Source organism: Clostridium sp. CS1-1 (assembly GCF_056135525.1).
Genome location: NZ_CM148680.1, coordinates 1,265,070 through 1,277,622, shown reverse-complemented (window position 1 = coordinate 1,277,622; position 12,553 = coordinate 1,265,070). Strand labels below are relative to the sequence as shown.

Sequence of the window (12,553 nt, the reverse complement as noted above, 5' to 3'; positions counted from 1 at the left end):
CCTAGTTATTCAAGAATATATTCCAGGTCTTAGGTCCTATGATCCCATCAGTAGCCAGTCCCCAATTTTTCTGTAATTCAGTAATGGCTTGGAAGGTTTCATTATCAAAAACTCCAGCTATAGAAGCTACTTTATAACCCCATAGTTGTAGTTTTTGTTGTAACCACTGCACTATAGTGTTATTTTGACCCTTTTTAACTAAATATGAATTTACAGCCTCTATAGTCTTTGGTCCAGCTACACCATCTATAGTTAAGTTTGTCCCTCTAACCTTGTTAAAGTTGTATTGTAAAGCCTTTATTTGCTCTAATAATATAGGATTTTTAGCTGTAGGTGCTGTAGATGAAGTTAAAATAATAGAACTTTCGTTCATTATGGAACTAGCCAACTCTCTTAAAGGAAAGTTAGCACCTGGACAATCTGTAGAATATAGCTCCCTATGTCCATAGACTACATTTATAGGATATTTGCCCTTAAGATATTGTCCTAACTCTACGATAGCTTTTCTTTGTGCTTCAGGCATTGTCTCAGTCATGTACTCACCTTCTGCACATATTCCTATGCTATTACTATTAGCACCAGGACAATGAGCTCCTATAGCATTTTCTGGTCTGCCTCTGTAAACACTACCATCTTTTCTAACTAAAAAGTGATATCCACATCCTGCCCAATCTCTATCCAGGTGCCATGAATGGATATCGTAGATAGTGCATTTTGAAGCTTCTGAATGATGTAATACTATTTTGTTAGGCTTGTTTCCGTAAGCCAGTCCTTTAAAAGTTAAATTTGTTTCTATAATATTCATATAACTTCCTCCTCTTTTTTCTTTAATTGTTCTAAAATTTTTAGTAACTTTGCTGGAAGTGGTACGCCGCACTTACCGCAATTCTCTAATATAGAAATCCCCTCATTTCCAATATAGAAATAACATACTACTGTTCGAAATACCCAAGTATCATTGCTAATAAGCCTATCAAGCAAAACAGCCACTATAAGCACCAAAAGGATAGTTGACTTTCTAAGTATCCCATTGAAACCTATGTGACTGTTTAATTTATTTTGAATTACTCCTGATATGATTCCAGTTAAGTAGTCAAGAACCATTAATATTAATAGTATTCTTAAAGGTTCATCCCAATATCCAAATAGATATGTTAGGATAGATCCTCCTAGGGCAACGATAGTGTTGAATATATTCTTTTCATGCATGCTGCACCTCCTGTTTTTATGTATTAAAAAAGAGCAGACTTACAATCTGCCCTTAAACTTAGTTTTTTATCTTAATACTTGAAGTTTAGGTTATCTTTAATTTCTTGAAATTTAATATCTGGTATTATACTAAATTCATGATGTGCCCCATTCCCGCCAATGCGCACTCCTCCTCTAGCAAATCTTAAAATGCTATTTTTCTGTAAAAATTCATACATCCATTTTTCAATTGCAGTAGCATCACTATCTCTAAGGTATATAGTTACAGTAGAAGCTTGTTTTAGAGCAGGAATTATTTCTAATCTGAAGTAAAAAACACCCTATTGCTAGAGTGTTTTTTTAACTTGCTCTTAATAAATGAAATTTCTAATAGTAAGCTTTAGTACAATCTTTCTATTGTAACAGTATAAGCTCCACCATTCCCTACAGTATCAGTGCCTAAAAGAGATAAAGTATACATAGTTTGAGATGAACCAGTTGGTTCCTTTACTACAACATTATTAAATACATAACTGTTATTGGAAAGCGTAGCAACCTTTTGATATGGAGTAATTGTATCATTCAACGATGCTGTTAACTTACTAACTGTTGATACAGTGACTCTATATGTCCCAGCTGTATCAAATGCAATTCCATAGTCCTCTTCTTGTCCACCAGTTAAAATATTTTGTTCTTTGGTTGTAGACTTTCCTTGTACTACCCAATTTAAGGCGCTTGCTTTCGACATACTTACTGTTACATCAGCAGTGGTTTGAGGTATAACCAATATGTTATATTGTATGCCGGGTATAAAATGCCAACCAACTTGATTAAACATTCTGTAATCGCCTGAATTATAGCCAATAAAATTTGAATATGGATATGGTGCTGATATTATTGTTTTTACAGGTGCATTACTAGATACCATGAAGTCTCTCATATCAGAATCATTTACAGTTACAGAAAATGCGCCAATGTTACCTCCAGTTACTGTTTGTGTGCAAGATCCTCCATCTGTTAACACAGTGCTTGATGTAGTAGCTGCAAATAATTTATTAGAGCTACTAGTACTTGTCTTATTTAATGATGCAGCCCTAACATTAGTTTTAAAAGCTACACTTCCTGTAGCAATAATTGAAAGAGCCATTAAACTTGATAATAATTTTTTTGATTTCATTTGTTCTTCCCCCATTCTAATGTTTGTTTAATTTAAAATCTATGCTTAATCGTATTTGTACTTACATTTTATCAATATTTTCCAAGGCATTGAATGTTATTGTCATGAAAGCACCTTTTCTTGTCATAAAAGGTTAAAAATTCATTTAGAGTGAACATAAAAAGGCCATTTTTAGGCCTCAATTTATATTGACATATTCAAGTTTCATAATTTATTCGTTAAATTCTTCTATTTAGTATTATTATCTTTGTTACTCAGTTCCTCTTTTACCCTCATTTCGTCGATTCTCTTATCAGCATTTCCTGCCACTTTTGCTAGTGCATAGGTTAATCCTATTATTAAAGTTGCAATTGTTATAACTAGATATTTCATTTTAAACCTTTCCTACATAACTAATAAATATTTTAGTTAAATTATTGCCAATAATCACTAAAACTATCTTCTACCCTGCATACAAGTACTCCACTTATATAAATAAAAAGAACCTGGTTAAACCAAGTTCCCTTTGTCTAATACACATGATTAAATAATTCCCAACACTTCTGGGAGACTTTGCACCGGTAACATACGTTGTTACATGACTCAAAATCTTGATATGTTGTTTCTTCTCCCTCTTCATCTTGGTTATACATAACTTTGTATACAATATAAAACATTGCAAGTGATAAAAATGTTAAAAATAATACTATTTTAATCTCCATAATTACACCCTCTTGTAAATCAATTATACTTAATGTAAATTATAATACAATTAAATAATATATTCAACATTTTTATAATACATCAAGTTTGCTTCAAGTAAAAAGAGCCTGAACTATCCAAACTCCTAATTCAAATTTTATATTCAAATCTTATGATATTTACGTCTAATCTTTCAATTGTACAAAAAAGCAAAATAAAAAGACTATCCTTAGTCCTTATTTTGCCTAGGTATATTCTATTGAGTTATTAAATCTTGCCTACCTTGTTCAGTTAAATAAGCATCAATTCCAGTTTTAAGATCTGGTCTTTTACTAATTACATAACTATAGCTATAAGCTCCATCTATTATCCTTTGTCCTAAGTAATCTGCCATTACATTGTACCTCCTAGTAATAAGTCATCTAATGCTTTTTGCATTAAAGCCTGATTTTCTTTTAACTTTTCTAACTCTTCCTCTGGTGTAAGTTCTTTAGGCTTTTTTTTGTTTCCCTTGTTATTTGTAACATATCGCACCTCCTAATATCCTATAGCATAAGATTTAACTAACTTAGGTTTATTTGTAGTATTAATAAATTTTATAGTGCATTTATCTACAGACTCCTGCAGTATTGCTTGGTTAGTAACAAACTTAGCATTATTAATGAAAATATCTACTCCTGGATCTGCTTCAAATTCTAATAATGTAAACACCTTAGCTGCAGTTTCTAGAGTTATCTCTCTGGTCTTAGCTTGGCCATTAAGCAATAACTGCATTATAGCTATTCCTGTGTTAGCTTTATGTTCAGAATCCTGCAAATCTATATCATCCTCATTTAAAAACGCATCAGCTAAAATATAATCACATTCGGAATACTGGTGTTAGTATGATATTGTAGACACAAAAAGCCGAACACTTTATAATAAAGAAAAGAGAAGGAAGTGTTACAATGGCAAGAGGTCAAAACCAATATACAGAAGAATTTAAGAACACAATAATAGAACTTTACAACTCTGGAAAGACTTTAGCAGAGTTAAGTAGTGAATATGCCCTTTCTAAATCAACCATAACTGGATGGCTTAAAAAGAATAAGCCTGTCTCTATAGATAAAGATACAACAATAACAGCAGCAGACTATCAAGCAATGCTTAAGAAAATGGCAAGGCTTGAGGAAGAAAATGAAATACTAAAAAAAGCTATGGGCATATTCGCAAGGAAGTAACGTCAGTATTTGAATTTATCACAGCCAACAAGAAATATCATGATATCAGACTAATGTGTAAAGTTCTTAAGGTATCTAGGAGCTCCTATTACCTATACCTAAAAAAGAAGCCTAGCAAAAGAGAGTTAGAAAATAGTAACATTGCGAAAGCAATTATGGATATACATAAATCCAGTAAAGGTCGCTATGGAGCACATAAGATACACGCATCTCTAAAAGCAATAGGTGTAACAATTAGTATAAAAAGAACTCAAAGGTTGATGAAGAAAATCGGAGTAAAATCTGTAATAACAAAGAAATACAGACCATCAACTTCTAAATATAAAATAGAAGAAAAAGAAAATATACTCAAAAGAGATTTTTAAACTGAGAGTATCAACGAGAAATGGGTAACTGATATAACCTATATTCATACTATCAAAGACGGATGGTGTTATTTAGCATCAGTTATGGATCTATATAGTAAGAAAATAATAGGCTACGCCATGTCAAAATCAATTGATACTACACTAGCCCTACAGGCAGTGAAAAATGCCGTGAGGCTCCAGAAGCCAACAAATAGTCTTGTACTTCATAGTGATTTAGGTTGCCAGTATACAAGCTCCGCTTTTAAAGAATATATAGAGAGTACTAACTTAATCACTCACTCCTTTAGTTCTAAGGGATGCCCATATGATAATGCTTGCATAGAGTCTTTTCACGCATCTCTCAAGAAGGGGGAAGTAAATCTTGTTACATACCTAGATTTTAAATCTGCTAGACTTGCTATTTTTCAATACATAGAAGCTTGGTACAACCTAAGAAGGCTGCATAGCAGCATTGGATATATGACTCCACAAAAGTGTGAGGATCTAGCTAGAAAATCTGCATAATTTGTTCAACTTTTGGTGTCCAAAATATTGACATAGATCCAATCAAGTATCTGTACATGAATTAAGACATACTTATGCAACCTTACTAATATCCAATGGTGTGGATTTTAAAACTGCATCCAAGCTACTCGGGCATGATATTAAAATGACTATGCAAACTTATTCTCATGTAAATGATGATATGATAAATACCGCTTCTAAATTAATTAATAGTATTTTTTAATTTTTTAGGAATTTTTGACGAATCGGTTGTCATCAAGCTAGAAGTATTGTATAATCAATGTTTGTGAGTATAAAGAAGTGTTCCTTGTTTAACCACTTCTTTAATCAAAAAACAAGGAGGTAGGTTTAATATGAGTAAAAAAAGAAGTTTGAACTTAAAAAAATTAGTTAAAATAGCAATAACCGCTGCAATCTACGCAGTTGCAACAATGGCAATAGCACCTCTAAGTTATGGAGCAGTGCAATTCAGATTTTCAGAAGTAATGACCTTGCTTGCGTTTATTGACCCTATATTTATACCAGGTCTTGCGCTTGGCTGTGCAATCTCTAATCTATATAGTCCTTTAGGGCTGGTAGATGTGGTTGTAGGAACTACTGCTACACTTATAGCTGTATATATGGTGAATAAAACAAGAAATCTATTTGTTGCCACTCTTTGGCCTACAATTGTAAATGGTTTAATCGTTGGTGCGGAATTGTTCTATGTTTTACATCTACCATTTTGGTCATCAGCTCTATATGTTGCTCTTGGAGAAATCGTAGTAGTAACTTGTGTAGGCTATCCTCTATTTAGGTTTTTACTAAAAAGAGAAGATGTTATGAAAGTACTCAAATATTGATAAAGTTTTATTATAACTAAAATAAGAGCCACAAAGCAGTTAAACTTTCGTGGCTCTTTATTTTTGTTAGCATAGCTGTATTATTTTACTATTTTTATCATATTACTAGTTTCGACAATCGAACCTTCATAAAAATTTTTCACATCATCTGGTGGAAGCGGTTTAGCAAAATAGTATCCTTGAATTTTGTTACAATTCTTTCCTTCTAGCGATTTTAATTGTTCTTCTAACTCTACTCCTTCAGCTACAACTTCTAAATCCATCTTATGAGCTAATTTTATTATTTGCTCAGTGATTATCTCCTCATAAGAACTCTTACAAAGTCCATCTATAAACGTTTTATCTATTTTCAGCGTATTTATAGGCAAGCTTTTTAAATAGTTTAATGATGAATAACCTGTTCCAAAGTCATCTAATGCAACTCTTATTCCCATGTTTTTCAACTCATTAAGTGCATTTAAATTTAATTCCAGTGATTCCATCATAACACTTTCAGTTATTTCAATTTCTAAATGCTGAGAATCTGTTCCTGTTTCTTCTAATATGCTTTTCACTACATTTACAAAATCGCTTTTTTGAAGTTGTATGGCAGAAACGTTAACAGAAATAAAATTATAAGAATAGCCTTTTTTCCTCCACTCCTTATTTTGAATACAAGCAGTTCGCAGTACCCACTCTCCAATAGGAACAATAAGCCCAGTTTCTTCTGCTAAACTAATAAATTCCCGCGGTGAAACCCATCCAAATTTTTTGTTATTCCATCTAATTAGAGCCTCAAAACTGACTATTCGCCTAGTCAATACATCTATTTGTGGCTGATAATACAAGGTAAACTCTTGATTTTTTACAGCTTTCCTTAGTTCTCTTTCAAGTTCCGTTTTTCTTAATATTTCATCATACATTGAATCTTCAAAAAACTTATAAGAATTTTTACCATCATTCTTTATCTTATTTACCGCAATATCAGCATTCCCTAATATTCTAGTAACACTTTCCCCATCATCGGGATAAATTGTTATACCTATGCTACAAGATATAAAAAATTCTTTCTCATCAATCTCCCACAAACCATTTAGTGACTCTAATATTTTTTCAGCTGTGTGCACAGCTTGTTTTCTTTCATCTATATGCGATTGCAAAATCAGAAATCCATCCCCATTAGTTCTAGCAACGCTAATGTCTTCAGTTAATTCTTTTCTAATAGCCTGTCCAATTTTTTTTAATAATCTATCTCCATACTCACTTCCAAAAGTATCATTAACATTTTTAAAGTTATCTAAATCAATATGAAAAATTGCAAACCTTTCCCTAGAAAGAATCTTCTCCTCAAGATTCTTTCTAAAAAGATTTAAATTTGGTAAACTTGTAACCAAATCATAGTATGCCATTCTTTTAAGTTCTTCATTTTGTTCTCTCAATTCATGCTCAGCTGCCCTTAGTTGATCATATACCCCTGAAAGTTCAATATAATTCTCATTTAATCTTTTGTTTATGTCTAACTCATTTGATTGTTTATATTCTAATTTACCAAGCATTTTTCCACATTCACAAAAAAAATCAATTATTTTTTTTATTTTTTCCTCTGGAATAACAGGAATTCTCTTTACAACTTCAATATATTCATCTTCATCAATTCTAAGTTCTTTAGCCTGATTTCTAAAGTATTCCATATCTGGTTCTTTGAGAAATACCTGACCAGCGAAGATAGTTGCAATATAATTATTATCTACAATTATAGGAACACCTAAATATATTAATCCATTTTCACATTTGAAAATTGCATGTCTTTTTCCATTACTTATCTGTGATAATATATTGTTTTCAGCTTCATAGCATCTAAAGTTAGTAATGGAATTTGCTTCATCAAGATTAGCACAGCAATTATTATTTTTATTTAAATTTGAGATTTTCTGATTATTGTCCTCTATTGAGCACCTTATTCCTGTCATTGAGCGAAAGCTTTCCATTAACTTTTGCAGTTCACTCCTGTCCACTAGCTCTGAAAACTTATATTTCAAGTTTACACCAACTTTCATCTTTCATAGTGAAATAATATACTTTAACAAACTATTTTTGCTATATTTCCCATTATTTTTCTTGTAATTAATATATAATAATAAAAAAAATATAAATTTTACCTAAAACTTCAATGCAAATAAAATTTCAAATCATCTTCTCTACCATTTTACCACATTAAATAACTCCTGTGTTAAAAATTTATAGTTTTTTTGTCAAATTTTATAACTTACTGATTTCTGTGGAAATTATTAACCATATAATAACATCTACTTATTAATATATATAAAAATTCTATAATTTACAATCATATTTTATATAAATTTCCACATAAAATATGAAATATACACTAATTATACATTATAATATAATATGAATTGAGTTTCTTACAATGATTTTTATTTTTATACATGATATTGAATATTTAACCTTTTGTTAATAAAAAAGCAAGCTACTAAAATTATAGTAACTTACTCTTTTACTTTATTTAAGTTCCTAATCAAACTTGAAATCTTTTAACTTATCTTTAAATAAATCTCCTATGGTTGTTCCAGACTCGGTATCTACGTATTTTTTAATGTCTTCTTTTGGTTTTTCCACAGCTTCTTTGATGCTTAGACTTATTCTTTTTTCCTTTTCATCAATATTTAATATTTTTACTCTAACCTCTTGGCCCACATTTAATACATCACTTGGTTTTACTATTCTTTCTTCAGATATTTCTGAGATATGAACTAAGCCTTCTACACCTGGTTCTATCTCAACAAAAGCACCAAATTCTAAAAATTTAGTAGCTACACCTTCAACTACATCACCGATCTTATGCTTTTTAACTACGTTATTCCAAGGATCTTCGCTGACATCCTTTAAAGCCAATGAGATTCTGCCCTTGTTTCTGTCTACCTCAAGTACATACACCTCTACTTGATCTCCAACAGAAACTACATCTGAAGGATCTTTTACTCTCTTCCATGACAGTTCTGATATGTGAATTAGCCCATCTATTCCTCCTAAGTCAACAAAAGCTCCAAACTTAGCAAGTCTGCTTATAACTCCTTTTCTCTTTTCGCCTACTTTTAAACTCTCCCAAACCTTATCTTGCTTACTTTCAAGTTCTTTCTGCTCTATTTCTCTTCTTGATAGGACAAGTCTTTGTTTTTCTATATCTAATTCTATTACCTTTACATTTAATGATCTTCCTAAAAACTCATTCAAATCCTTTACATAGGATGTAGATAGCTGAGAAGCTGGAATAAATGCTCTAATTCCTTTTACATAGGCTACAACTCCTCCTTTTACAACTTCTTTTACCGTTACATCGAAGGGAGTGCCGTTTGTAAAATAATTTTGGAAGTCTTCCCAAGCTTTTTCCTTATCAGCAATTTTTTTAGATACAACTACATTTCCTTCTCCATTATTCATATCTACTATGTAAACATAAATTTCATCATTTTCCTTTAGTATTTCTTTAAGATTCACATCTACATCATCAGAGACCTGATTTTTAGGAAGCAAAGCATCTGACATGTAACCTAAGTTCACTATTGCCTCATCGGACGTTACAGAAATTATCTTTCCTTTTACTATTTCTCCTTTTTTAACTGTTTTCATTGAGGAATCTATATCCCCCATAACTTCATCCATTGAGTTTACTTCATTATTATCAAATGACATATAACCATCTCCTTTTAGATTCATATTATTAAGATTTACTTTAATTCCAATTTTATTCTACCATAGATTCTATACATTCTCCTACACCGATATGTAAATTTATCCAAATGTGTGTTATTAATTACATGCCACCTAAAGAAAAAAGTGCTAATCGCATGGTTAAGTTCCATAAATTATACTTTCTCGCTTGACCATACAATCAAATCCCTATTTCCTCTATTTGCTTAAATCTCTATGTGATTTATAACCTAAAACTGAATCTGCATTTTTAATTGCCCCTAGCACTGCTTGCTCTACAACTCTCGCCGCAAGCAATCCTACTACGTTTATATCTGCCTCAATCTTACCTGTAGACATAGTAAAAATTGTATCCCCATCGAACATAGAATGGGCGGGTCTCATGGTTCTTCCGTAGCCATTATGAGCCATAGATGCTATCTTGTTCATTTCAGCTTTTGAAAATTTGCCATTAGTTATAACTGTTCCAATTGTAGTATTTCCATTGAATAAATTTTTCTTTTCTGAATATTTTGAAATCATTATTTCTTCTGTATTAGCAAAACAATTCTTATCTTCTTTTAGTGCTCCAGCTATAATTTCTCCTGAGGAAGGATCTACTACATCTCCAAGACAGTTAACTGCAATAACTGCTCCCACTTGTAGATTTCCAACCTGTACAGCATAGCATCCAAGTCCACCTTTCATTGAATACTCTGGTCCAAAAATTTTTCCTACAGTCGCACCAGCGCCAGCACCAAAATTACCTTCTTTACATTCATTCAACTCAGCATTTTTACAAGCTTCATATCCCATTGCTTTATCCGGTCTTATTTTATGATTCCCTATGACTAAATCAAAAAGTACTGCTGAACACACTATAGGTACTTCTGTAACTCCAACATCAAATCCTATATTTCTTTCTTCTAAATATTGCATTACCCCACTAGCTGCATCAAGACCAAATGCACTACCACCAGCAAGAGTTACTGCGTGAATCTTATCTACCATATTGACTGGATTAAGCAGATCAGTTTCTCTCGTTCCTGGTGCTCCGCCTCTAACATCTACTCCAGCCGCCGCTCCCTCTTCACATATCACCACTGTACACCCGGTTGCAGCCTCTATGTTTTGTGCATTGCCTATTTTTATTCCTTCTATTTGATTCACTAAAATCTCTTCCATTTTACAATTACCTCCTAGTTATCCTTTGTTAATCTATTTTTAAGCATAAACTTATTAGTAAAATATAATTAGTCATCAGCTATGCTTTAAAACAATATCTAATTAACTAATTTTAACTAACATTTTACTCTTAATATATCTATTACTCAACTCATTTACACTCTCCTACAATTCGTAATGTACAACTTATTTAGTAAATGTTCATAAGCTTTTGCATAACAATTACCTGTAAAATTACTCTGAAACTTCATTATTCTATTTATAAACTTGTTATGTTTATTCAAATTATGAATTGCAGATACTCTTATCCAGTATCAGAATATATTACAAGCTAATATCTGCCCGTTATCTCCGATATACTTTATATACAATAAATTAAATATTAGATGGCAGTGAGCTTTTCTTGAATGCCTCACTCAACTACAAATATAAATGATAATGGCATGAATGGACATTTTGATACTTATTTTCATAATAGTACAAGCCATGATACAAATAAGATTACTCCTGAGCATCAAGCTAATGTTTTAAAAACAAATGGTCAGTAGTGAATATCTATCATAAGCATGCTTTTTATTTCTTACCTTATCATTTTTCTTTTGTAAATAAACTAATTTGGATGGTATATTAAGAAATTTGTTAGAGATAATATATCTATATTGTTTTAGAAGGAGGAGTTTTAGTGTCTAAGAAAGATAATGCAAAAAATCACTCTAACCAGAAGAATCCTATTTCAAGTGGAAATAAATCTAGTTCAGAAAGTAAGCCCAACAAACACATTCCAAAGCAGGACTAGTAAATGAAATAAATAAGATAAGGAATGATTAAAAGACTTCTAGTTATAAAAAATAAGAAGTCTTTTTTATTTTTGTTTAAAGTTAGATATTCTCTCATAATATTAAGTATAAGGCTAGTGCATTTTTTATGCTAACGAATTTAAAGACTCGAATTTTTTCAATGTTTTCTGTAAGAAAATATTGAAAAAATTGGAGTCTTTAAATATAAGTTAGCATTAAATGATATTCTTGAAGGAAGTGCTAACGAAACACTATGATCCTAATCTTCAAACAGGTAGCTACCTTTGCGTTAAGTCACACTCTCCTTTATTTACGCCTTATCTTATTGACTGCACTTACAACAGCTACAGTAAGTATTACTGATATAATTGCCTCTGGAATTCCATTTGTAGCCCCAACTGCTACTATTCCCTTCTTTGCTGCACCAACACTTAAATGAAGTACTTTTGCGTAAGGCTCTAAGTAGATTAAGAAAATCATTCCAAGTACTCCTATTGTATTTGTGAGTGAGCCTACTGCTGCTGCAACCGCTATATTTAAACCCTTTGCATTCGTTTTCATTGCTTTATAAGTATAATAAACTGTTAATCCGATAAGTATTCTTGGCACCACCGATACTAATGGATTCATAAAGATAAAAGATACTGGTGTAGGCGTTGTAATCGACTGTATTACACTAAACACGCCAAAAATTAACCCTACTGTAACTCCTACTACTGGCCCTTCTAGTATAGCCCCTATAATAACTGGTACATGCATTATAGTTGCCTTAACAGGTGGAATTGGTATAAATCCAAGTCCTGTTACCCCTAGTATAATTGAAATTGCTGATAGCATTCCAATTACAGTAATTTGTCTTGTTTTTAGTTTTGTTCCTGTTCTTAATCCTTTTTCCATAATTCTT

General features: G+C 31.7%; 13 protein-coding genes and 2 pseudogenes. 4 read left to right on the top strand and 11 right to left on the bottom strand.

The features are described 5' to 3' along the window. Position 1 precedes the first annotated feature (1 nt). The 7 genes from AC0N0V_RS05735 to AC0N0V_RS05705 all read right to left on the bottom strand — a co-directional run bounded on the left by AC0N0V_RS05735 (position 2) and on the right by AC0N0V_RS05705 (position 3,862). Positions 2 to 805, bottom strand: coding sequence for a peptidoglycan recognition protein family protein (locus AC0N0V_RS05735; protein WP_474462647.1), 804 nt, complete (start codon positions 803 to 805; stop codon positions 2 to 4). Then, the gene (locus tag AC0N0V_RS05730) at positions 802 to 1,209 is read right to left on the bottom strand and encodes a phage holin family protein (RefSeq protein ID WP_474462646.1); all 408 of its coding nucleotides are present in this window, start codon (positions 1,207 to 1,209) and stop codon (positions 802 to 804) included. Before AC0N0V_RS05730 ends, AC0N0V_RS05735 begins: the two co-directional genes overlap by 4 nt. A gap of 379 nt (positions 1,210 to 1,588) precedes the next feature. Then, positions 1,589 to 2,365 carry a hypothetical protein gene (locus tag AC0N0V_RS05725; RefSeq protein ID WP_474462644.1) on the bottom strand — a complete coding sequence of 259 codons (777 nt, stop codon included), beginning with the start codon at positions 2,363 to 2,365 and terminating at the stop codon, positions 1,589 to 1,591. A 228-nt stretch (positions 2,366 to 2,593) separates the two neighbouring features. Then, a complete protein-coding gene (locus AC0N0V_RS05720; RefSeq protein ID WP_474462643.1) occupies positions 2,594 to 2,737 on the bottom strand; it encodes a hypothetical protein in 144 nt (47 codons plus the stop codon). Positions 2,738 to 3,302: 565 nt separating this feature from the next. Then, positions 3,303 to 3,440, bottom strand: a complete 138-nt coding sequence (locus tag AC0N0V_RS05715; protein ID WP_474462641.1) for a hypothetical protein — start codon at positions 3,438 to 3,440, stop codon at positions 3,303 to 3,305. Continuing rightward, positions 3,440 to 3,580: a hypothetical protein gene (locus AC0N0V_RS05710; protein ID WP_474462640.1), complete on the bottom strand. Its 141-nt coding sequence runs from the start codon at positions 3,578 to 3,580 to the stop codon at positions 3,440 to 3,442. Before AC0N0V_RS05710 ends, AC0N0V_RS05715 begins: the two co-directional genes overlap by 1 nt. A 3-nt stretch (positions 3,581 to 3,583) precedes the next feature. Then, positions 3,584 to 3,862: a hypothetical protein gene (locus tag AC0N0V_RS05705; protein WP_474462639.1), complete on the bottom strand. Its 279-nt coding sequence runs from the start codon at positions 3,860 to 3,862 to the stop codon at positions 3,584 to 3,586. Positions 3,863 to 3,993: 131 nt separating this feature from the next. Between AC0N0V_RS05705 and AC0N0V_RS05700 the strand changes: the two are divergent. The 3 genes and pseudogenes from AC0N0V_RS05700 to AC0N0V_RS05690 all read left to right on the top strand — a co-directional run bounded on the left by AC0N0V_RS05700 (position 3,994) and on the right by AC0N0V_RS05690 (position 5,980). Beyond that, positions 3,994 to 5,138, top strand: a pseudogene (locus AC0N0V_RS05700) (IS3 family transposase). A 46-nt stretch (positions 5,139 to 5,184) separates the two neighbouring features. Continuing rightward, positions 5,185 to 5,361 (top strand): annotated as a pseudogene (locus AC0N0V_RS05695) (tyrosine-type recombinase/integrase); the annotation flags it as partial. A gap of 130 nt (positions 5,362 to 5,491) precedes the next feature. Then, complete coding sequence (locus AC0N0V_RS05690; RefSeq protein WP_474462638.1) at positions 5,492 to 5,980, top strand: QueT transporter family protein; 489 nt, start codon at positions 5,492 to 5,494, stop codon at positions 5,978 to 5,980. Between the two features lie 80 nt (positions 5,981 to 6,060). Here the strand turns inward: AC0N0V_RS05690 and AC0N0V_RS05685 are convergent, their stop codons facing one another. The 3 genes from AC0N0V_RS05685 to AC0N0V_RS05675 form a co-directional block, all read right to left on the bottom strand. Next, positions 6,061 to 8,016 carry an EAL domain-containing protein gene (locus AC0N0V_RS05685; RefSeq protein WP_474462637.1) on the bottom strand — a complete coding sequence of 652 codons (1,956 nt, stop codon included), beginning with the start codon at positions 8,014 to 8,016 and terminating at the stop codon, positions 6,061 to 6,063. A 475-nt stretch (positions 8,017 to 8,491) separates the two neighbouring features. Then, on the bottom strand, positions 8,492 to 9,670 hold the full coding sequence (gene rpsA, locus AC0N0V_RS05680; protein WP_474462636.1) for a 30S ribosomal protein S1: 1,179 nt from the start codon (positions 9,668 to 9,670) through the stop codon (positions 8,492 to 8,494). 216 nt (positions 9,671 to 9,886) lie between these two features. Continuing rightward, positions 9,887 to 10,852 carry a P1 family peptidase gene (locus tag AC0N0V_RS05675; RefSeq protein ID WP_474462635.1) on the bottom strand — a complete coding sequence of 322 codons (966 nt, stop codon included), beginning with the start codon at positions 10,850 to 10,852 and terminating at the stop codon, positions 9,887 to 9,889. A gap of 407 nt (positions 10,853 to 11,259) precedes the next feature. Between AC0N0V_RS05675 and AC0N0V_RS05670 the strand changes: the two genes are divergently transcribed. Continuing rightward, positions 11,260 to 11,400: a hypothetical protein gene (locus AC0N0V_RS05670; protein WP_474462634.1), complete on the top strand. Its 141-nt coding sequence runs from the start codon at positions 11,260 to 11,262 to the stop codon at positions 11,398 to 11,400. Between the two features lie 555 nt (positions 11,401 to 11,955). Here the strand turns inward: AC0N0V_RS05670 and AC0N0V_RS05665 are convergent. Then, on the bottom strand, positions 11,956 to 12,546 hold the full coding sequence (locus AC0N0V_RS05665; RefSeq protein ID WP_474462632.1) for an ECF transporter S component: 591 nt from the start codon (positions 12,544 to 12,546) through the stop codon (positions 11,956 to 11,958). Between the last annotated feature and the right edge of the window lie 7 nt (positions 12,547 to 12,553).